Origin of the sequence: Kitasatospora sp. NPDC051914 (genome assembly GCF_040680995.1) — a bacterium.
Taxonomy (GTDB): domain Bacteria; phylum Actinomycetota; class Actinomycetes; order Streptomycetales; family Streptomycetaceae; genus Kitasatospora.
Genome location: NZ_JBFAXX010000023.1, coordinates 99350 through 118894, shown reverse-complemented (window position 1 = coordinate 118894; position 19545 = coordinate 99350). Strand labels below are relative to the sequence as shown.

Genomic DNA, 19545 nt, shown 5'->3' with positions numbered 1-19545 from the left:
TCACCGCAGCGATCTGGCACAACCACAAGACCGGCCAGCCAACACTGCGGTCACTCACCGCCTACGACCACTGACCTTGGAATCAACCATCTAGGCGGGGCGCAGGTCGGAGACCGGGGCGGGGCGGTCCGTCCGGGTGCCGCCGGGCTTGTTCGGGCCGCCCTTGCCGCTGTTGCCCGGGCCGTCGCCGGTGGCCAGGCCGAGTGCGGCGCGGACGGCCTCCGGGCGCTCGAAGCCCAGGAGCTCCTCGCCCTTGGCGAGTTCCTGCTCCATCACCTTCGGGTCGGTGGCGGTCCGGGCCGCCCGCAGGTGGGTCAGGGCCTGCTTCAGCTCGCCCTTGAGCGCGCCGACCGGGCCGGAGGCCACCCCGCCCCAGTCGCGCTTCCCCAGGTCGTCGATCTCCCTGTCCACCGCGACGGACAGCGTGAGCGCCCACGCCCGGTAGGCGGCCGGGTCCTCGGCGGGCTTGGCGTCCGGCTGTTCGTCGAAGGCCCGGTCGATCCGGTTCTCGGCGCGGAGGTAGGCCAGCTGGGCCTCGTTCAGGGCGGTCCGGTCCTGGCGTGCGGAGCCCTTGGCGAAGGAGCTGGTGTCGGTCAGGAAGCAGGTGGCGTAGTGGTCGTCGTCCAGCGCCCAGGTCTCCTGGTCGGGGTAGAAGAAGTGCAGTTCCAGGTCCTCGGAGATCGCCCAGCTGTCCGGCGCGTAGTCGAAGAGGGCGTCGGCGCAGCTCTTCCTGGCGTCGGCGACCACGCGGTCCTTGCCGGGGTAGACGAAGGCCGTGAGGCGCGGGTTGGCGAAGACCTCGCCGTAGTGCGGTTCGGAGCAGTCGACCGTCTCGACGTCGGTGACGTCCTCGCCCTTGCCGCTGCCCAGCTTGACGAAGCACTCGCCGACCGCGAGGTCGTAGACCCCGGAGACCGAGGTCCGGCCGGTGTCGTCGGTCTCGTACGGGCCGTCCAGCGGGTCCCGGTCGCCGAAGACGACGCCCAGCACCATCACCACGGCCAGCACCACCGCCCAGAGGCCGCCCAGCGAGATGCCGGCGATCGCCAGGCCGCGGCCGCGCTCGTTGCGGGCCTTGACGGTGCGCAGGGCCGCCACGCCGAACGCGATCGCGCCGACCCACATGCAGCACGCGAGGCCGAGGACGCCGAGCACGAACGAGGCGATGGCGTAACCGCTCCAGGCGGTCGGCGGCCCCACCGGCTGCTGCCATCCCGGGTACCCGGGGCCGGGCTGACCCCAGCCCCCGCTGCCCCACGGGGCGACCGGGACCGCCCCGGGCGGAACCGGGCCGGGCGGGACGGCTCCCGGCAACCCGGGCTGCGGCGGGGCGGTCGACAGCGGCACGGTCTGCGACGGCGGCGCGAACGCCCGTGCCAGCGCCTCGTCCTGGGCCGCCACGTCCTGCGGCGCCCCGAACGGCGGGACGGCGTCCTGGAACGGGGACGGCGGCGCGTAGGGGTTCTGCGGCGGTGCGCCGTACGGCGGGTCGGCCTGCGGGGACGGCGGGGCGAAGGCCCGCGCGAACGCCTCGTCCTGGGCCGCCCGGTCGTCCGGCTGGGGGCTGTACGGGTCGGACGGCATGCGGGGCTCCCTGTGCGCTGTTCGCCGCCGGAAACCGGTCGTTCGACGGCGGCGCGAATATAGCGGATCACCCGGACGACCGTCCGAGCATATTCGGGCGGTGGACGTCCGCAGCGGGCGAACACCCGCGCACGGGCCGGACATGCGGAGCAGAGTGGGCGTCATGATGCGACAGGTCGCCGTTCTCTCCGACATCCACGGGGTGCTCCCCGCCCTCCGTGCGGTCCTCGCCGAGCCCGAGGTCGCCGCCGCCGACCGGATCGTGCTCACCGGCGACATCGCCGCCGGACCGCAGCCCGCCGAAGTGCTGGACCTGCTCACCGCCCTCGGCGAGCGGGTCGTGTGGGTCGCCGGCAACGCCGACCGGGAACTCGTCGAGTACCGGCGCGGCCTGCGCACCGAGATCCCCGACCCGATCGGGCCGTGGGCCGCGGACGCGCTGCGCGAGGACCAGGTCGAGCTGCTGGCCGGACTGCCGCCGACCGCCCGCCTCGCCGTGGAGGGCCTCGGCGAGGTGCTGTTCTGCCACGCCACCCCGCGGGACGACGAGGAGGTCGTCCTGGTCGACTCCCGCCCCGAGCGGTGGACGGAGGTGTTCGACGGCCTGGACGAGGCGGTGGGCACGGTCGTCTGCGGGCACACCCACATGCCGTACGCGCGGCTCGCCGGCGGCCGGCTGGTCGTCAACCCGGGCAGCATCGGCATGCCGTACGGCCGCGGCGGCGCCCACTGGGCGCTGCTCGGCCCGGGTGTCCAGCTGCGGCGCACGGTCTTCGACGTCCCTGCGGCCGTCGCCGGACTGGTCCGCGACTGCGGCTGGGAGCAGATCGGCCCCTGGGCGGACCACTACCTCAACGCCCGCTCCACCGACACCGACGCGCTCCGGGTGTTCGGGCCGCGGGACGGTCGCTGAGGGCTGCACGCGCAGCACCTCGGCGGTCGGCTCAGCCGATGTCGCGGCGGTGGAGGCCGGCCAGGCCGGCCGCTGCCAGGGCGGCGGCGAGGGCGGTGAGCCAGAGGAGGGGGGTGGGGGTGAAGGCGCCGCCGGGGAGGTGCGGGGTGTGGGTGAAGGGTGAGAGGTCGAGGACCCACTGCGGGAGGCGGAGGACCGGGCCGAGCCAGCCGAGCAGGAGGAAGAGGGCGAGGGCGCCCCAGCCGGCCGTGCTCCACCGCGGTGCCAGGCCGACCAGGGCGAGGGCGACGGCTGCGGTCAGCCACACGGCGGGGAGTTGGGCGAGGGCGGCCGGCAGCAGCCGGGCCACGGCGTGGCCGGTGCCGCCCATTGCGGCACCCTGGCCGAGGCCGGTGAAGACCCCGGCGACGGCGAGCAGGACGGCGCTGCCGGCCAACGGGAAGAGCAGGTGGCCGGCCGCCCAGCGGAGCCGGGAGACGGCGGTGGCGAGCACCGGTTCGGCCCGGCCGGAGATCTCCTCGGCGCGCAGCCGCAGTACCGCCTGCACCGCGTACAGGGCGACGATCATGCCGAAGAGGTTGGTCATGGTGCCGAAGTAGGCGTCGAGGAGGCCCTGCCGGCCGCCGAGCCGGGCGATCACGTCGGCGACCCGGGCGTTGTCGCCGACCAGGTCGACGATGCCGCGGGAGACCCCGCCGAAGACCAGGCCGGCCGCGGCGAAGCCGGCCGCCCAGCCGAGCAGGGTGCCGCGGTGCAGTCGGACGGCGAGGGCCGCGGCGGTGCACAGCCCGGGGGCGCCGGCGGCGGGGCCGGGGCGCTGCGGCAGCAGGCCGGCGCCGAGGTCGCGGCGGGCGACCAGGGCGTACGCGGCGGCGACGGCGAGCGCGGTGCCGGCGGCGGGGAGCAGCAGCACCCACCAGCGGTTCTCGGCGAAGGGGCGGACCTGTTCGGCCCATCCGATCGGGGAGAGCCAGCCGACCCAGGCGGGCCCGGCGTCGCCGACGGCGCGCAGCACGAAGGCGGTGCCGAGCAGGGCGCCGGCCAGGCCGTTGGCGGCGCGGGCGGTTCCCGCCACCTGGGCGGTGACGGCGGCGGTGCCGGCGAAGAGCATGCCGCAGCCGGCGAGCGCGAGTCCGAAGGCGAGCGAGCCCGCGGCGGACTGGCCGGTGGCGGTGAGGCAGAGCGCGACGAGGGCGGCGAGCAGCAGGTTGGCGGTGGCGGCGGCGAGCAGGGCCGCGGTGAGCGGGGCGCGGCGGCCGACCGCGCCGGCGCCGACGAGTTCGAGGCGCCCGTCCTCCTCCTCGGCCCGGGTGTGCCGGACGACCAGCAGGGTGCTCATCAGCCCGGCCAGCACGGCGCCGAAGACGCCCATCCGCCAGGCCGTCAGCCCGCCGATGGTGGACGGGTCGTGGAGCGGGCCGTACAGGGCGCGCAGGGAGGTGTTGGCGGCGATGCCGGCGGCGAAGCGCAGGCGGGAGTCCTCGGTGTCGTAGAGGGAGCGGAAGGAGAGCGCGGTGGAGACGACGGAGGCGGCCAGCACGTAGACCCAGGCGGGCAGCGCGATGCGGTCGCGGCGCAGCGCGAGGCGGAACAGCACCGGGGTGCCGGCGAGGGTGTTCACCGGGTCACCGCCGGGTCGGGGGTCTGCTCGTCGCGGGGTGCGCCGGGCTGCTCGTAGTGACGGAGGAAGAGTTCCTCCAGCGTGGGCGGGCGGCTGGTGAGGCTGCGGACGCCGACGGCGCTCAGGGCGCGCAGCACCTCGTCGAGCCGGTCGGCGTCGACCTGGCAGCGGACCCTGCGGCCTTCGGTGACCAGGTCGTGGACGCCGGTCAGTTCCGGTGGCGGGCCCGCGAGTTCGGCGTCGATCGAGGTGCGGGTGAGGTGGCGCAGCTCGGTGAGGGTGCCGGTCTCGACGGTGCGGCCGGCCCGGATGATGCTGACGCGGTCGCAGAGGGCCTCGACCTCGGACAGGATGTGGCTGGAGAGCAGCACGGTGCGGCCGCGGTCGCGTTCCTCGGCGATGCAGCTGCGGAAGACGTCCTCCATGAGCGGGTCGAGGCCGGAGGTGGGCTCGTCCAGGACGAGCAGTTCGGCGTCGGAGGCTAGGGCTGCGACCAGGGCGACCTTCTGCCGGTTGCCCTTGGAGTAGGCGCGGCCCTTCTTGGTGGGGTCGAGTTCGAAGCGTTCGAGGAGTTCGGCGCGACGGGCCCGGTCGAGGCCGCCGCGGAGTCGGCCGAGCAGGTCGATGGCCTCGCCGCCGGTCAGGTTGCGCCAGAGGGTGACGTCGCCGGGCACGTAGGCGAGGCGGCGGTGCAGGGCGACGGCGTCCCGCCAGGGGTCGCCGTCCAGCAGCCGGGCGGTGCCGCCGTCGGCGCGCAGCAGGCCGAGCAGGATGCGGATGGTGGTGGACTTGCCGGAGCCGTTCGGCCCGAGGAAGCCGTGCACCTCCCCGCGGGCGACGGTGAGGTCCAGCCCGTCGAGCGCGCGCGTCCGGCCGAAGTCCTTGACCAGGCCGGTCACCGTGATGGCGGTCGTCATGGCTCGACGGTACTCTCGATTCACGGATTCGTGAAGTTCGTGAATCCGATGGATTTCCGGAAGGGCCGTTCGGTCCCCGATGATGGTCCGACAGTCGCAGCGGGTACGGGAGGCAGCGCGGTGGAACGGGACGAGGCGGCCGTCGGCGCCTTCATCGAGCGCTTCGCCGCCGTCATGGCCGACGCGGGCTTCCCCCGGATGCCCGCCCGGGTGTTCACCGCCCTGCTCGCCACCGACTCGGGTCGCCTCACCGCCGCCGAACTCGCCGACTCGCTCCGGGTCAGCCCGGCCGCGGTGTCGGGCGCGGTGCGCTTCCTGAGCCAGATCAACCTGGTCACCCGCGAGCGCGAGCCCGGCTCGCGCCGCGACCGCTACCGGGTGCACGACGACGCCTGGTACGAGGCCTCGGTGCACCGCGACCGGGAGCTGGTCCGCTGGGAGGCCGGCCTGCGCGAGGGCATCGAGGCGCTCGGCGAAAAGACCCCGGCCGGGGAGCGGCTGGCGGAGTCGCTCGCCTTCTTCGGCTTCATGCGCGAGGAGCTGCCCGGTCTGCTCGGCCGCTGGCACGACCGGCGCGAACAGCTGCGCGCGGCGGCGGCCCGGGAGACGACCCGGGCGGCGACTCAGGGGGCGAGCAGCGCGTCCAGGTAGCGGGCGGCCTCGGCGCGGAGCTCCTGCGGCTGCGGGACACCGCCGGCCCGGCCCGCGCCCGCGGCGGTGTGGAAGATGACGCCGTCGCACCAGCGGACGAGCCTGCGGGCGTCCGCGGCGGCGCCGCGGGAGCCGGCCGCCGCCAGCAGCCCCGCCGCCACCTCCGCGAAGCCCCCGCCCAACCGGTCGTAGACGGCCCGCAGTTCGGGACGGCGGGTGGCCTCCAGGGCGAGCTCCAGCCGGGCCAGGGTGAGCGGCAGCCCGGTGGTCAGTGCCCCGTGCACGCCGGCTGCGAGCGCGTCCAGCAGCACCTCGCGCGGCGGCCGGCCGGGCTCGGGTGTCACGGCGCCGAACGCCGCGGTCTCCAGGTCGGCGATCCGGGTGAGCGCGGCGGCCAGCAGGGCGGCCCGGGTGCGGGCGTGGTTGGAGGTGGAGCCGGCCGGCAGCCCGGCGGCCTCGTCGACGGCGCGGTGGGTGAGCCCGCGCAGGCCGCGTTCGGCGATCAGGGCGATGGCGGTGTCGGCGATCAGGGCGGCGCGCGGCGTACTCATGGCACCGATCATCCCGTGTCCGGCGGCCCGTCCCGTGTCCGGCAGTCGCCGCGGACGGTTCACTACAGATGTAGTAGCGTGACACTACAGGCGTAGTGACCGAGGAGGTCTGCGATGGAGCAGAAGGCTGTCGTCATCGGCGCGGGCATCGGCGGGCTGGCCGCCGCGCTCGCCCTGTACCGCCGCGGCTGGCAGGTCGCCGTCCACGAACGCTCCGCCTCGCTCGACCCGGTCGGCTCGGGCCTCGGCATCGCCCCCAACGCGCTGCGCGCCCTCGACGTCCTCGGGGTCGGCGACGACGTCCGCAAGCTGGCCGGGCTGCACGGCGAGGCCGCCCTGCGCCGCCCGAACGGCCGCCGGCTCGCCACCGCCGACCAGGAGGCGATCGCCCGCGCCTACGGCGACCCGGTGGTCGCCGTCCACCGCGCCGAACTCGTCGACGCCCTGCACCGGCAACTGCCGCCCGGCACCGTGCGCACCGACTCCCCCGCCGCGCTGACCGACCCCGGCAGCGCCCGGCGCCCGGCCCTGGTCGCGGTCGGCGACCGGGAGACCGGGGCCGATCTGGTGGTCGCCGCCGACGGCCTGCGCTCCGCCACCCGCACCACCCTGCTGCCCGGCCACCCCGGGCCCCGCTACTCGGGCTTCACCACCTGGCGCACCGTCGTACCCGCCCCCGGCCGGCCCGTCCCGGCCGGCGAGACCTGGGGCCGCGGCGCCCTCACCGGCGTCATCCCGCTCACCGGTGACCGCGTCTACCTGTACGCCGCCGCCCTCACCCCGCCCGGCGGCAGCGCCGCCGACGGCGACGAGCGGGCCGAACTGCTGCGGCGGTTCGGTACCTGGCACGCCGGGCTGGTCGCCCTGCTCGAGTCGTCCGACCCGGCCCGGGTGCTCCGGCACGACGTGTGGGAACTCGCCGACCCGCTGCCCGCCCTGCACCACGGGCGGGTCGCCCTGCTCGGCGACGCCGCCCACGCCATGACCCCCTTCCAGGGCCAGGGCGCCTGCCAGGCCGTCGAGGACGCCGTCGTCCTCGCGCACGCCCTCGCCGGGGCGGACGTCACCGACGCCCTCGCCGCCTACACGGCGGCCCGGCAGGCCCGCACCACCACCGTGGCCACCCGCTCCCGGCAGGTCGGCCGGCTGGTCGCACTGCGAGGACCCTTCCCGGTCGCGCTCAGGGACGCCTTCCTCGCGGCGGTCGGCCGGCTTCCCGAGCGGACGGCCGTACGGGCGGCCGCGGCGCTGCTGGACTGGCGGCCGCCGGTGGGGTGAGGGACCCTCCCGGTCAGCCGCCCGGGTAGGCGGGGGCGAGGGCGGAGCGGGTGAGGACGGCGGGGGTGCCGGTGCCGTCGGCGGGGACGGTCCAGAGGTCGGCGCCGTAGTCGCCGGCCAGGGCGTAGAGCAGGGTGTGGCCGTCGGCCCAGAGGGCCTGGTCGTCGATGTTGCGCTGCTCGGCGGTGGCGGTCTCGGTCATGGTGGCGAGGTCGAGCACGTAGAGCCGCCACGGGGCGTCCGGAGAGGCGCCGGCCACCCGCTTCTTGTAGGCGACCCGGGTTCCGTCCGGGGAGAGCGAGGGGCACTCGACGTTCTGGTGCAGGGTGGTGAGCGTCCTCGCCGCCAGGTCGCCGCGGACGAGGTACGTGCGACCGCCGGTGGCGACGGTGGCGTAGAAGCCGTTGTCGTCGGCGAAGGTGACGCCCCAGACGTTGATGTCGGGCGCCTGCAGCGGCCTGCCGCCGTCCAGGACGGTGAAGGCCTCCAGGTTGTCCCGGAGTTCCCAGCCGCGGGTGTCGACGATCGAGGTGCGGGTGGAGAAGTCGGTGCCGGCGTAGGAGTCGCCGCTGACGAAGACCGTCCAGGCGGCGAGGTGCCCGGACGGGGAGACCCGGGCCCGGGTCGGGATGCCGGCGGCCGGGTAGCGCTTGAGCTCGTGCAGGGCGGGGTCCAGGACGACCGCGCTGTAGCGGTCGGTCAGCCCGTCCTGCTCGCCCTGCAGGCAGATGCCGGTGCCCGCCGCGGCGTGGAAGCGCAGGCACTTGACGCCGGAGGCCGTCCGCGGGCCGTCCGGGCGGTCCGCCGGGACGGCGGTGATCTCGTCGCGGTGCGGGCCCCAGGCGGTCGAGCGGAACAGCAGCCGGCGGCCGCCGTCCGCGGTGAGCGCGACGGCGCCGGGGGTGATCCGCGGACCGCCCGCCTGCTCCTGGTCCTTGCGGCCCGAGCGGTCGGCGGCGTGCAGCACCGCCCCGGTGCCGACCGCGCCGAGCAGGACGACGGCGGCCAGCAGGATCAGCAGGCGGGTGATGGGGGCACCCCCGGCCGAAGGTTGGGGGAGCGTCATGCAGGGTGCTCCTCGGTGGTGCCGGTGGTACGGGGGGAGTCGGGGGTGCGGATCAGCGGGGTCGCCGCCGCAGCGGCGACGGCCAGGGCGACGGCGGCGGCCGCCAGCACGGTCTGCCCGCCCCAGAGGGTCCAGCCGGCGCCGAACGCCAGCGAGCAGCCGAACCGGGCGAGTGCCTGCCCGGTGCCGACCAGGGCGAGGCCCGCGCCCTGCTGCTCGGCGGGCACCGTGCCGGCGGCGGCCGCCGCCAGCACCCCGTCTGTGGCCGCGTAGAAGCAGCCGTGCAGCAGCAGGACGGCGACGGCCACCCACCCGGCGTGCAGCGGGGCGAGCACCAGCCCGTACCCGGCGAGCAGCACCAGGTGGCCGAGCAGGAACAGCCGGCGGCGGCCCAGCCGGTCGGCGGCCATGCCGAACGGCACGGCCAGCAGCAGGAAGGCCGCCGCGGTGCCCAGCGGCAGCAGCGGGAAGAGGTGCGTCGGCAGGTCGAGCCTGCGCTGCAGCAGCAGGTACAGGAAGGAGTCGCTGACGGTGGTCAGGCCCAGCAGCACGGCGGCCAGGGTCAGTCGCCGCAGCGCCGGCACCTTCAGCAGGGCCAGCGAGTCCCGCAGCCCCGGGCGGGGCCCGTCGGCGGGCTCGCCCGACCGGCCGGGGACGAACAGCAGCAGCACCAGGACGCCGATCGCGGCCACGCAGGCCGAGACCGCGAACACGGCGTCGTAGCCGTCGGCCGCCGCCCGAAGCAGGGCGAAGGCGACCAGCGGGCCGAGCAGCGCGCCGGCGGTGTCCATCGCCCGGTGCACGCCGAAGGCGCGCCCGCGGTGCTCGGGTGCGGTGGCGAGCGAGATCAGGGCGTCGCGCGGGGCGGTGCGCAGGCCCTTGCCGGTGCGGTCGACGGCGAGCACGGCGCCGATCAGCGGGACGGTGTGGACGAGCAGCAGCAGCGGCTTGCAGAGCGCCGACAGGCCGTAGCCGACCGCCGCGACCGCCTTGTGCCGGCCCCGGCCGCGGTCGGCGGCGTGTCCGCCGGCCAGCCGGACGAGGGCGCCGACGCCGTTGTTGATGCCGTCCAGCAGGCCGAAGCCGAGCGGGGACAGGCCGAGGCCGGCGACCACGTACAGCGGCAGCACCGCGCTGACCATCTCCGAGGAGACATCGGTGATCAGGCTGACCGCGCCCAGCGCCAGGACGGTGCCGGGCACGGCGGCGGCGCGCCGCCCCGGGCGGGGGCCCGGGACGGCGGCGGCCTCGGTGCTGCTGCTCGCGGTGCTGCCGGCCTTGCCGGAGCGGGAGTCCGCGAGGTACACGGGCGTCAGTTCCAGATGCCGGTGATGTCGGAGGCCGTGGCGGCGTTGCCCGCGTGGGCGGACAGGCCGGCCAGGTCCTCCAGGGTGCGGAGCACGTTGTAGTGGTTGTAGGTGGTGGCGGTGGAGCTGCCGGGGATGACGTGCGCGCCGTAGAAGACCGTCGGGATGCGGTTGCCGGAGAGGCGGTTGTCCTCGTCGAAGGTCACCACGAGCATGCTGTTGTGGGTCTTCGCCCAGGTCGCGTAGGCGCCCAGGTTGTTCTTGATCCAGGTGTCGCCGGTGCCCACCGAGCAGTCGTGCATGTCGTTGCACAGGTTCGGGATGACGAACGACACCTTGGGCAGGGTCGTGTAGTCGGTCGGGAACTGGGTCATCGTCTTCGCCGTCGAGGTCGGCACGTTGGAGAAGCCGAACCACGGGTTGTGCTTCTGCGCGTACTTGCCCGCGCTGCTGCTGCAGACGGTCGAACCCTGGCTCGGCAGGCCCTCGTTGTAGCTCGCCCAGGTCTTGCCGGCGGCGATCAGCTCGGAGGCCAGGTTCGGCGCGGAGATCGAGCCGACGGGCACGCAGCTGTCGTCCGTGCGGCCCTGGTTGGAGCCGGAGAACAGCTGGTAGTAGTTGGGCTCGCTGGGGTGGGTGAGGCCGTACGACTGGGTCAGGTTCGCCCCGCCGGCCTTGAGGGTGTTGTTGATGTACGGCGCGCTGGAGCTGCCGATGACCTGCGAGTAGGCGTGGTTCTCCATCACCACGACCACCACGTGGTCCGGGGCGGGGAGCGTGGCGGCCTGGGCGGTGGCGCCGGTGACGGCCCAGAGTCCGAGTGACCCGGCGGCCATCGCCACCGCGCCCGCGAGGGCGGTGAAAGTGTGCCGAGTGCGCTTCGGGGTCCGAGCGGCGGTCATGCTGTCCTCCGTACGAGGGGGTGCAGTTGGGGTGGAGCAGGGGGTACTGCGTGCTGCGACCGGTCGAGCGGCCAAACCCTAGGCCCGGCCCGATGGCCGGGGCCGCGCCGCGGAAATGAAGAACGGGAGAACAGCACCCGACGCCGGTACGTTCCATCTCACATCCGCCCCGATTGACCCGCCCGTCGCGCCCGTGGTGGGATTCCGGGCAGGTCACAGGGGTGCGGAGGACGCGGTGGAGGAGCTGGACGGCCCGCTGGTGGCCGGCGTCGGCGCCCGCCCCGGCACCCCCGCCGAGGAGATCCTCCGCCTGCTCGACGAGGCACTGGCCGGCGCCGGTCTGCACCGCACTGCGCTCGTCCTGCTCGCCACCGTCGAGGCCAGGGCCGCCGAACCGGGCCTGCAGGAGGCCGCCCGCACCCTCGGCGTCCCGCTGGCCGCCCACCCCGCGGCCGCCCTCGCCGCCGTACCCGTGCCGCACCCGTCCGAGGCCGTCCGCGCCGCCGTCGGCACCCCCGGCGTGGCCGAGGCCGCCGCCCTGGCCGAGGCGCCCGGCGGGGTCCTGCTGGTGCCCAAGACGGCGTCCGCCCGGGCCACGGTCGCGATCGCGCGGCGCAGCACCGCACACCAGCGGGACGCCGGGCAGACACCGCCGACCGAGGAGAGCACCGCGATGAGCACCGAATTCGACCTGCGCCACCACGGCGACGCCGAGGTCCGCTCCGCCGGCCTGGTCGACCTCGCCGTGAACGTCCGCACCGGCACCCCGCCCGGCTGGCTGCGCGACCGCCTCGCCGCCGCCCTGGGCGACCTCGCCGCCTACCCCGACCCGTCGGCCGCCCGCGCCGCGGTCGCCGCCCGGCACGGCCGTCCGGTGCAGGAGGTGCTGCTCACCGCGGGCGCCGCCGAGGCCTTCGTGCTGCTCGCCCGGGTCCTGACGGCCCGCCACGTCTGCGTGGTGCACCCGCAGTTCACCGAGCCGGAGGCCGCCCTGCGGGACGCCGGGCACACCGTGCACCGCGCCGTGCTGAGCGCCGCCGAGGGCTTCCGGCTGACCCCCGGCGCCGTGCCGGAGGAGGCCGACCTGGTGGTGATCGGCAATCCCACCAACCCGACCTCGGTGCTGCACCCGGCCGAGGACGTGGCGGGCCTGGCCAGGCCCGGCCGGACGCTCGTCGTCGACGAGGCGTTCATGGACACCGTGCCCGGCGAGAGCGCCGCCCTCACCGGCCGGCGCGACCTGCCCGGGCGGGTCGTCGTGCTGCGCAGCCTCACCAAGACCTGGGGCCTGGCCGGCCTGCGGATCGGCTACGTCCTCGGCCCCGCCGACCTGATCGCGGAACTCGCCGCCGCCCAGCCGCTGTGGCCGGTCTCCTCCCCCGCGCTGACCGCCGCCGAGGAGTGCTCGGCACCGGCCGCCCTGGCGGAGGCCGAGGCCGCCGCCCGGGACCTGGCCGGGCACCGGGCGCATCTGCTGGCGGGTCTGGCCCGCATCCCGGGTGTGCGGGTGCACGGCGAGCCCGCGTCCTCGTTCCTGCTGGTCGAGCTGGACGGCGCGGCGAAGGTCCGGGAACGGCTCCGCGAGGCCGGGTTCGCCGTGCGGCGCGGCGACACCTTCCCCGGCCTGGGGCCGGACTGGCTGCGGATCGCCGTCCGCGACCCCGCCACCAGCGACCGGTTCCTCACCGCCCTGGCCGCGGTCACCGCGCCCTGACCGCGCCCGTCACCGGGTCTTCGCGGCGAGGGGGTCCGCCCAGTCGGCCAGGGCGGTGAAGTCGTCCGGGCGCAGGCCGTGGCGGTGGTCGACCAGCAGGGTCGTCGCCGGGGCGGGATGGTTCGCGGCGATCCAGGCGGTGTCCTGCGGACCGATCTCGTCGTCCACCCAGGCGAACGGGCGGCCCGCCGCCCACTCGACCAGGTACCGGGTCTTCCAGTGCAGGTCGTCCGGGTCGCCGTGGTGCACCCGCGGCCACGGGACGTACGGCAGCCGGGGCAGCCCGATCCGCGGGGCTATCCACTCGTTGGCCTCGTCCATCCACGTGGTGCACCAGACCAATTGGAAGGGCAGCGCGAGCAGGGCGGGGCCGTGCCCGGGGTTGAGCCACAGGCGCAGCGGCTTCACGTACGCCGCCGGTGTGCCCGGGTGGCGGGCGATCCAGGAGGCGGGCTTCACCCGGTGGGTGAGGTAGCCCTCCGGGCGGCGTTGCGGCTTCGCCCGGTACGGATTGAGCGGCCCGTCCACGTCCAGCAGCAGCAACGGCCGCCCGTCGCCCTCCGATTGCTCCATGGCCCGATTCTCCGGTGCCCGCGCGCCCGGGCCAATCGAATATCGCACGGGCACGGAGGGAGGCGCGGGGCCGTGTGCGGTCCCCGCGCCTCCCGGAGGTCGTCCGTCAGTGGTGGTGGGAGTGGCGGGCGGTCAGCGGCCGGACTTGCCGAGCAGCAGCTTCCACGGTGCGAGCGCCGACTCCACCTGCACGCCGAAGCTCATCTTCGAGGCGCCCTTGACCCGCTCCTCGAAGCGGATCGGCACCTCCGCGATCCGCAGGCCGCGGCGGACGACACGGTGGTTCATCTCCACCTGGAACGAGTAGCCGTTGCTGTGCACCGACTCCAGGTCGATCGCCCGCAGGGCCTCCGCCTTCCACGCCTTGAACCCGGCCGTGGCGTCCTTCACCTGCAGGCGGAGGATCGTGTTGACGTAGAAGTTCGCCCACGCCGAGAGCGCCTTGCGGTGCCACGGCCACTCCGCGGCCGTCGAACCGCCCGGCACGTAGCGGGAACCGAGGACGACGGCGGCGTCCCCGCCGAGCAGGGTCTCGACCATGGTGGGGAGCACCGAGGCCGGGTGCGAGAGGTCGGCGTCCATCTGGACGACGATGTCGGCGCCCTCGGCGAGGGCGCGGGTCATGCCGGCGATGTAGGCGCGGCCGAGACCGTCCTTGTCCGTGCGGTGGAGGACGCCGACGGTCTCCGGGGAGTCCGCGGCGAGCTTGTCCGCGACCTCGCCGGTGCCGTCGGGCGAGTTGTCGTCCACGACGAGCACGTGCAGGTTGGGCATCTCCAGGTCGGTGAGCAGGCCGACGATGACGGGCAGGTTCTCCCGCTCGTTGTACGTGGGTACGACGACGACGACCTTGGGGGCGGCGTCCAGCATGAATCAGTTCCTCTGGTCGGTTCGTTCCGGGACGGCAGTTGCGAGTCTACGACCGCCCGCCGAACCACCTTCCGGCAGACCCACGGTGGACGAGCGGCCCCCCGCGCCCCTACGGGTTGGCCGGTCCTTCAGCGGGGCGCCAGGTGCGGGCGGCGGTGATGCGGCGGGTGGTGCTGGGGTGGGTGGCGAAGAGGAGGACGAGGAGGCGGGGCGGGTCGACGTCGGAGACGTTGGTGATCGCGAGGCGGCGCTGCATGGCGATGAACTGCGCGGGGTCGTTGGTGAGTTCGAGGGCGTGGCGGTCGGCGCGGGCCTCGATGCGGCGGCTGGCCGCGGCCTGCAGGGGGCCGGTTGCGGCGGCGATCAGGGCGACCAGGGCGGCGAGCAGGGGCAGTGAGCGGGGGTCGGCGGCGCTGTCGGCGCCCGCGGCGTCCAGCAGGGGCTGCCAGCTGGCGGCGAGGCCGGTGACGGCGACGGCCGCGGCGGCCCCGAGGGCGCCGAGCAGGGTGCCGGTCAGGACGTCGCGGTGCTTGACGTGGCCGAGTTCGTGGGCGACGACGAGTTCGACCTCGCGGGGTTCGGCGGTGGCGAGCAGGGTGTCGTAGGCGACGATGCGGCGGGTCGAACCGAGGCCGGAGACATAGGCGTTGAGGGCGGTGGTGCGCCGCGAGGCGTCCGCGACGAGAACCTCCCGCACCCGGACGCCGTCCCGCTCGGCGAGGCCGAGCAGGGCGCCCCGCAGCGGGCCCTCGGGCATGGGGGTGAAGCGGTTGAAGACCGGTTCGATCAGCAGCGGGTGGAGGAAGGAGAGGGCGGCGACCAGCAGGGCGGCGAGGGCGGCGCCGGGGATCCACCAGCGGGTCGGGGACCGGTCGGTGAGGGCGTAGAGGCCGAGTGCGGCGGGGAGGAGGAGGGCGAGGCCGAGGGCGAGGCCGCGTACGGCGTCGAGGGCCCAGCCGCCCCAGCCCTGGGTGACCAGTCCGTAGCGGGCGCGGACGGTGCGGACCCGGGCGCCGAACGGCAGCCGGACGAGCTGGCCGAGGACGGCCAGTGCGGCGGCGCCGCCGAGCACCTCGGCCGTGCGGGAGCCGCCGAAGAGGTCGCCGGCCCGGGTGACGAGTCCGGCGCCGGCCGGGGTGAGGCCGAGCACCAGGGTGAGGGCGAGCGCGGTGAGGGCGCCGCCGAGCATCCAGGGCAGCTGCTCGCGCCGCAGGGCGCGGCCGCGGGCCACCTGCTCGGGGGTGAAGTCGGGGTCGTCCGCCATGGTTCCCACCCTACGGAAGGCGGAGCACTGCGGGTACGGAACCGCCCGCCGCTCGCCTCCGGTGCGGAGGGAGCGGCGGGCGGGAAGCTCCGGGAAGAGCGTGGATCAGACCTGGCCGGCCTTCTCCAGGGCCTCGCAGCAGGTGTTCACCAGGAGGCGGGTGACGACGTAGGGGTCGACGTTCGCGTTCGGGCGGCGGTCCTCGATGTAGCCCTTCTGCTCCACCTCGACCTGCCACGGGATGCGGACGGAGGCACCGCGGTTGGAGACGCCGTAGGAGTAGACGTTCCACGGGGCGGTCTCGTGCTTGCCGGTGAGGCGGGACTGGATGTCGTCGCCGTACTGGCTGACGTGCTCGATGACCTTCTCCTCCGAGGCGCCGAGCGACTCGCAGGCGGTGATGATGGCCTCGTAGCCCTCGCGCATCGCCTTGGTGGAGAAGTTGGTGTGGGCACCCGCGCCGTTCCAGTCGCCACGGGCCGGCTTGGCGTCCAGGGTGGCGTCGATGCCGAACTCCTCGGCGGTGCGGTAGAGCAGGTAGCGGCCGAGCCACAGGTCGTCGGAGACGGTCAGCGCGTCGACCGGGCCGATCTGGAACTCCCACTGGCCGGGCATGACCTCGGCGTTGATGCCGCAGATCGCCAGGCCGGCGTCGAGGCAGCGGTCCAGGTGGAGCTCGACGATCTCGCGGCCGAAGACCTCCTCGGCACCCACGCCGCAGTAGTAGCCGCCCTGCGGGGCCGGGTAGCCGCCCTCGGGGAAGCCGAGCGGGCGGGAGCCCTTGAAGAAGGTGTACTCCTGCTCGATGCCGAAGATCGCCTCCTGGGAGGCGTACTTCTCGGCGACCTCGCGCAGCAGGGCACGGGTGTTGGACTCGTGCGGGGTGCCGTCGATCTCGAGGACCTCGCACAGGACCAGGATGTTGTCACCACCGCGGATGGGGTCCGGCACGACCTTCACCGGCTCGAGCACGCGGTCCGAGGCGTGGCCCTCGGCCTGGTTGGTCGAGGAACCGTCGAAGCCCCAGGTGGGGATCTTGTCCGCGTTCGGCAGCACCCGAGTCTTGGAACGGAGCTTGGCGGTCGGCTTGGTGCCGTCGATCCAGATGTACTCGGCCTTGATTGCCATTGCGGTGAACCTCACTGCTTGGGTGGTGGGTGCCCGCGTAGCGTTGCAAGCCGCCGTTTCCCGGTTGTTCCTCCTATGTAACGCCCATGTGAACCAACCGTCCGCGGCGGCACGCTCACCGTCGGACAGTGCACGTCTCATCATGCGAACGAATCGGTGGGACGGCTGGTTCGGCCGGGGCGGTCAGCGGTGCCGCGCCCGACCCCGGCGGCGCCGACTCGCCCACACCACCGCACCCCCCGTGACCAGCAGCGTCACGGCTCCGCCGGCCATGAAGCCGGTGCCGCTGCTGCCGGTTGCAGCCAGCGCGCCGGCCTGCTCGGCGGGCCCCTGCAGATCGGCCGCGGTGGGCTTCTGGGCGGCCTTGGAGGTCTGGACCACCGGGCTCGGGCCGGGCTTCTCGCAGGAAACGGAGGCCACCGTCACCCTGCCCGTGACGCGGGCCACGTTCAGGTTCAGCGGATTGACGTCCACGGACACCTCCAGGGCGGAGGCTGCGGCCGTGGCGGAGGTGACCGTCTTCTTGGAGAACTCCACCTCCACGGTGCCCACCGCGGGCACGGTCACCCGGCTCGGGCTGTTCAGGCCGACCGTGACCGGGCGGCCGAGCACGGTCAGCTTCAGCGGGGAGGTGACCTTGGCGGAGGGCTGCCCGTCCACCGGACAGGTCGCCTCGGCGGAGAGCGCCTGCAGGCCGAGCAGCGTGGTGGCGGGCAGGCCCGGGGCGTGCAGGTCGGCGTCGGCGAGCGTGACGGAGGCGAAGGTGCCGTGCTCGTCGACGCGCGTGACCGAGCGGCCGACGTCCGCCTTGACCAGGGTGACCGGGCGCCCGCGGTCCACGCCGTCGACGGCGGCGGTGAGCATCGAGGCGTCCCGCTGCGCCGGGGTCTGCACCTTGTTGAGCGTCGCCTCGACGGGGATGTGCACCGCCTTGTCGAGGAGGGACACGTCCAGGTCGACCTCGGCGGTGACCGCCCTGGCACTGCCCGCGGACGGCGTGGGGCCGGTCGCGTGCGCTGCGGCGGCGGGCAGGGAGACGGCCAGCGCCGAGGCGGCCAGGGACGCGGCGACGGCGCGGACGGACGAACGGGACGGCATGACGGATGGACCCCCACACGTGTACTCGGAAGAGCGCGCCACCGGCATCACCCCGCGCGGGTGCAGCGATGGCGCACACCGGTCCGGGGGAAGGGGCTCGTGCTCTGGACTGACACTCAGTCTCATGCGGACGATCCGTCACATGAGCACCACAGAGCGTCAGTTCACTATTTCGAGTGAGGTTGACGCCGTAGCCTGACATCCCGGGCCACGGCGCCCGACACCACGCCCTACGGCAGGCGCCAGTCCACCGGCTGGGCGCCCTGGCGGGCCAGCAGTTCGTTGGCCCGGCTGAACGGCCGGGAGCCGAAGAAGCCGCGGTCCGCGGACATCGGGCTCGGGTGCACGGACTCGATCGTCGGGATCTCGCCGAGCAACGGGCGGAGGTTGCGGGCGGCCGATCCCCAGAGGATCGCCACCATCGGGCCGCCGCGGGCTGCCAGCGCCCGGATCGCCTGCTCGGTGACGTCCTCCCAGCCCTTGCCCTTGTGCGCGTTGGGCGTGCGCGGCGCCACCGTCAGCACGCGGTTGAGCAGCAGCACGCCCTGCTGCGTCCACGGGGTGAGATCGCCGTTGGACGGCGGCGGGAAGCCCAGGTCCGTCCCGTACTCGCGGTAGATGTTGACCAGGCTGGCCGGGATCGGCCGGACCTCGGGCGCCACGGAGAAGCTGAGGCCGACCGCGTGCCCCGGCGTCGGGTACGGGTCCTGGCCGACGATCAGCACCCGGACCTGGTCGAAGGGCTGCTGGAAGGCGCGCAGCACGTTCGGGCCGGAGGGCAGGTAGGTGCGGCCGGCGGCCAGCTCGGCGCGCAGGAAGTCGCCCATCGCGGCGACGCGGGGGGCCACCGGCTCCAGGGCGCGGGCCCAGCCGGGTTCGACGATCTCGTGCAGGGGACGGGGTGCCATGGTGATCACCCTAGCGGCCCCCGCCGACACGCCGCCGCGGAGCTTGACGCAGGGCCCGCGGCGGCACTCACCGGCCCGGTGCTCAGGCCACCACGCGGCCGCGCAGCACCACGGCCTGCGGGTCGGCCAGCACCCGGACGTCCGCCCGCGGGTCCTCCGCGTACACCACCAGGTCGGCGGCGGCGCCCTCGGTCAGGCCGTCCCGGCCCAGCCACTCGCGGGCCGCCCAACTCGCCGCCGACAGCGCCTCGGTGGCCGACAGGCCGGCCTTCACCAGCTCGGCCACCTCGTCCGCGACCAGCCCGTGGGCGAGCGAGCCCCCGGCGTCGGTGCCGACGAAGACCGGGATGCCCGCGTCGTGCGCGGCGCCCACCGTGTCGTACCGGCGCTCGTGCAGCCGCCGCATGTGCGCGGACCAGGCCGGGAACTTCTGCTCGCCGCCCGCCGCCAGCTTCGGGAAGGTGGCGATGTTCACCAGGGTCGGCACGATGGCCACCCCGCGCTCGGCGAACTGCGGGATCAGCTCCTCGGTGAGGCCGGTGGCGTGCTCGATGCAGTCGATGCCGGCCGCGATCAGGTCCGGCAGCGACTCGGCGGCGAAGCAGTGCGCGGTGACCCTGGCGCCCTCCTCGTGCGCGGCGGCGATCGCCTCGCGCAGTGCGTCCCCGGGCCAGCAGGCGGTCAGGTCGCCCTGCTCGCGGTCGATCCAGTCGCCGACCAGCTTCACCCAGCCGTCGCCGCGGCGGGCCTCGTGCCGGACGAACGCCGCCAGGTCGCCGGGCTCGATCTCGTGCGCGTAGTTGCGGATGTAGCGGCGGGTGCGGGCGATGTGGCGGCCGGCCCGGATGATCCGGGGCAGGTCCTCGCGGTCGTCGATCCAGCGGGTGTCGGCGGCCGAGCCGGCGTCGCGGATCAGCAGGGTGCCGGCGTCCCGGTCGGTGACGGCCTGCTTCTCGCTGGTGGCCTCGTCGACGGCGCCGTGCGCGTCCAGACCGACGTGGCAGTGCGCGTCGACCAGGCCGGGCATCGCCCAGCCGGTGACCGTCCGGACGTCGGCGGCGTGCGCGGGGCGGTCGAAGGAGACCCGCCCGTCCACCACCCACAGCTCGTCCCGGACGTCCTCGGGCCCGACCAGCACCCGTCCCTTGATGTGCAGCACCGCGCCATCGCTCATGTCCCGCACTCTACCGACGCCCCGCC

18 protein-coding genes are annotated in these 19545 nt (G+C 74.9%); 4 read left to right on the top strand and 14 right to left on the bottom strand.

The features are described from left to right. Positions 1-90: 90 nt before the first annotated feature. Positions 91-1584, bottom strand: a complete 1494-nt coding sequence (locus tag AB0M03_RS17465; protein ID WP_363492402.1) for a DUF4190 domain-containing protein — start codon at positions 1582-1584, stop codon at positions 91-93. A 163-nt stretch (positions 1585-1747) separates the two neighbouring features. On the opposite strand from AB0M03_RS17465, the gene AB0M03_RS17460 reads away from it, so the two are divergent. After that, on the top strand, positions 1748-2497 hold the full coding sequence (locus AB0M03_RS17460; RefSeq protein WP_363492401.1) for a metallophosphoesterase family protein: 750 nt from the start codon (positions 1748-1750) through the stop codon (positions 2495-2497). A 31-nt stretch (positions 2498-2528) separates the two neighbouring features. Here AB0M03_RS17460 and AB0M03_RS17455 read toward each other — a convergent pair whose 3' ends face one another. Then, positions 2529-4118 (bottom strand): ABC transporter permease, encoded by a 1590-nt coding sequence (locus tag AB0M03_RS17455; RefSeq protein WP_363492400.1) that lies wholly within the window; start codon positions 4116-4118, stop codon positions 2529-2531. Continuing rightward, positions 4115-5035, bottom strand: a complete 921-nt coding sequence (locus AB0M03_RS17450) for an ABC transporter ATP-binding protein (protein ID WP_363492399.1) — start codon at positions 5033-5035, stop codon at positions 4115-4117. Before AB0M03_RS17450 ends, AB0M03_RS17455 begins: the two co-directional genes overlap by 4 nt. Before the next feature lie 174 nt (positions 5036-5209). Here AB0M03_RS17450 and AB0M03_RS17445 point away from each other — a divergent pair, with 174 nt between their 5' ends. After that, positions 5210-5686: a MarR family transcriptional regulator gene (locus AB0M03_RS17445; protein ID WP_363492409.1), complete on the top strand. Its 477-nt coding sequence runs from the start codon at positions 5210-5212 to the stop codon at positions 5684-5686. Here AB0M03_RS17445 and AB0M03_RS17440 read toward each other — a convergent pair. Continuing rightward, positions 5659-6237, bottom strand: coding sequence for a TetR/AcrR family transcriptional regulator (locus AB0M03_RS17440; RefSeq protein ID WP_363492398.1), 579 nt, complete (start codon positions 6235-6237; stop codon positions 5659-5661). The two genes, AB0M03_RS17445 and AB0M03_RS17440, sit on opposite strands and share 28 nt — an antisense overlap. A gap of 114 nt (positions 6238-6351) precedes the next feature. Between AB0M03_RS17440 and AB0M03_RS17435 the strand changes: the two genes are divergently transcribed. After that, positions 6352-7515: an FAD-dependent monooxygenase gene (locus AB0M03_RS17435; protein WP_363492397.1), complete on the top strand. Its 1164-nt coding sequence runs from the start codon at positions 6352-6354 to the stop codon at positions 7513-7515. Positions 7516-7528: 13 nt separating this feature from the next. On the opposite strand, the gene AB0M03_RS17430 is transcribed toward AB0M03_RS17435, so the two are convergent. Genes AB0M03_RS17430 through AB0M03_RS17420 form a run of 3 tightly spaced genes read right to left on the bottom strand, consistent with a single transcriptional unit; the run spans position 7529 to position 10790 of the window. Then, positions 7529-8581, bottom strand: a complete 1053-nt coding sequence (locus AB0M03_RS17430; RefSeq protein ID WP_363492395.1) for a TolB-like translocation protein — start codon at positions 8579-8581, stop codon at positions 7529-7531. Then, the gene (locus tag AB0M03_RS17425; RefSeq protein WP_363492394.1) at positions 8578-9888 is read right to left on the bottom strand and encodes an MFS transporter; all 1311 of its coding nucleotides are present in this window, start codon (positions 9886-9888) and stop codon (positions 8578-8580) included. The genes AB0M03_RS17430 and AB0M03_RS17425 overlap by 4 nt, the downstream gene beginning before the upstream one ends. Positions 9889-9893: 5 nt before the next feature. Then, entirely contained in the window at positions 9894-10790 is an 897-nt protein-coding gene (locus AB0M03_RS17420; protein WP_363492393.1) for an alkaline phosphatase family protein, read from the bottom strand. Positions 10791-11025: 235 nt separating this feature from the next. Here AB0M03_RS17420 and cobC point away from each other — a divergent pair, with 235 nt between their 5' ends. Then, positions 11026-12504, top strand: a complete 1479-nt coding sequence (cobC, locus tag AB0M03_RS17415) for an Rv2231c family pyridoxal phosphate-dependent protein CobC (protein ID WP_363492392.1) — start codon at positions 11026-11028, stop codon at positions 12502-12504. Positions 12505-12513: 9 nt separating this feature from the next. Here the strand turns inward: cobC and AB0M03_RS17410 are convergent, their stop codons facing one another. The 7 genes from AB0M03_RS17410 to AB0M03_RS17380 form a co-directional block, all read right to left on the bottom strand. Continuing rightward, a complete protein-coding gene (locus tag AB0M03_RS17410; RefSeq protein ID WP_363492391.1) occupies positions 12514-13077 on the bottom strand; it encodes a hypothetical protein in 564 nt (187 codons plus the stop codon). Between the two features lie 132 nt (positions 13078-13209). After that, the gene (locus tag AB0M03_RS17405) at positions 13210-13947 is read right to left on the bottom strand and encodes a polyprenol monophosphomannose synthase (protein ID WP_363492390.1); all 738 of its coding nucleotides are present in this window, start codon (positions 13945-13947) and stop codon (positions 13210-13212) included. A 109-nt stretch (positions 13948-14056) separates the two neighbouring features. Then, on the bottom strand, positions 14057-15211 hold the full coding sequence (locus AB0M03_RS17400) for a M48 family metalloprotease (RefSeq protein ID WP_363492388.1): 1155 nt from the start codon (positions 15209-15211) through the stop codon (positions 14057-14059). Between the two features lie 105 nt (positions 15212-15316). Further along, positions 15317-16339, bottom strand: a complete 1023-nt coding sequence (gene glnII / locus AB0M03_RS17395; RefSeq protein WP_363492387.1) for a glutamine synthetase — start codon at positions 16337-16339, stop codon at positions 15317-15319. A gap of 183 nt (positions 16340-16522) precedes the next feature. Beyond that, positions 16523-17437 (bottom strand): SCO1860 family LAETG-anchored protein, encoded by a 915-nt coding sequence (locus AB0M03_RS17390; RefSeq protein WP_363492386.1) that lies wholly within the window; start codon positions 17435-17437, stop codon positions 16523-16525. 230 nt (positions 17438-17667) lie between these two features. Beyond that, on the bottom strand, positions 17668-18345 hold the full coding sequence (locus AB0M03_RS17385) for a uracil-DNA glycosylase (protein WP_363492385.1): 678 nt from the start codon (positions 18343-18345) through the stop codon (positions 17668-17670). 82 nt (positions 18346-18427) lie between these two features. After that, positions 18428-19519 (bottom strand): amidohydrolase family protein, encoded by a 1092-nt coding sequence (locus AB0M03_RS17380; protein WP_363492384.1) that lies wholly within the window; start codon positions 19517-19519, stop codon positions 18428-18430. Between the last annotated feature and the right edge of the window lie 26 nt (positions 19520-19545).

Bases quoted from the DNA above. Each gene is read 5' to 3' on its own strand.
- AB0M03_RS17465 (WP_363492402.1), bottom strand. From the start codon at position 1,584: ATGCCGTCCGACCCGTACAGCCCCCAGCCGGACGACCGGGCGGCCCAG.
- AB0M03_RS17460 (WP_363492401.1), top strand. From the start codon at position 1,748: ATGATGCGACAGGTCGCCGTTCTCTCCGACATCCACGGGGTGCTCCCC.
- AB0M03_RS17450 (WP_363492399.1), bottom strand. From the start codon at position 5,035: ATGACGACCGCCATCACGGTGACCGGCCTGGTCAAGGACTTCGGCCGG.
- AB0M03_RS17445 (WP_363492409.1), top strand. From the start codon at position 5,210: ATGGCCGACGCGGGCTTCCCCCGGATGCCCGCCCGGGTGTTCACCGCC.
- AB0M03_RS17440 (WP_363492398.1), bottom strand. From the start codon at position 6,237: ATGAGTACGCCGCGCGCCGCCCTGATCGCCGACACCGCCATCGCCCTG.
- AB0M03_RS17435 (WP_363492397.1), top strand. From the start codon at position 6,352: ATGGAGCAGAAGGCTGTCGTCATCGGCGCGGGCATCGGCGGGCTGGCC.
- AB0M03_RS17430 (WP_363492395.1), bottom strand. From the start codon at position 8,581: ATGACGCTCCCCCAACCTTCGGCCGGGGGTGCCCCCATCACCCGCCTG.
- AB0M03_RS17420 (WP_363492393.1), bottom strand. From the start codon at position 10,790: ATGACCGCCGCTCGGACCCCGAAGCGCACTCGGCACACTTTCACCGCC.
- AB0M03_RS17410 (WP_363492391.1), bottom strand. From the start codon at position 13,077: ATGGAGCAATCGGAGGGCGACGGGCGGCCGTTGCTGCTGCTGGACGTG.
- AB0M03_RS17405 (WP_363492390.1), bottom strand. From the start codon at position 13,947: ATGCTGGACGCCGCCCCCAAGGTCGTCGTCGTCGTACCCACGTACAAC.
- AB0M03_RS17400 (WP_363492388.1), bottom strand. From the start codon at position 15,211: ATGGCGGACGACCCCGACTTCACCCCCGAGCAGGTGGCCCGCGGCCGC.
- glnII (WP_363492387.1), bottom strand. From the start codon at position 16,339: ATGGCAATCAAGGCCGAGTACATCTGGATCGACGGCACCAAGCCGACC.
- AB0M03_RS17390 (WP_363492386.1), bottom strand. From the start codon at position 17,437: ATGCCGTCCCGTTCGTCCGTCCGCGCCGTCGCCGCGTCCCTGGCCGCC.
- AB0M03_RS17385 (WP_363492385.1), bottom strand. From the start codon at position 18,345: ATGGCACCCCGTCCCCTGCACGAGATCGTCGAACCCGGCTGGGCCCGC.
- AB0M03_RS17380 (WP_363492384.1), bottom strand. From the start codon at position 19,519: ATGAGCGATGGCGCGGTGCTGCACATCAAGGGACGGGTGCTGGTCGGG.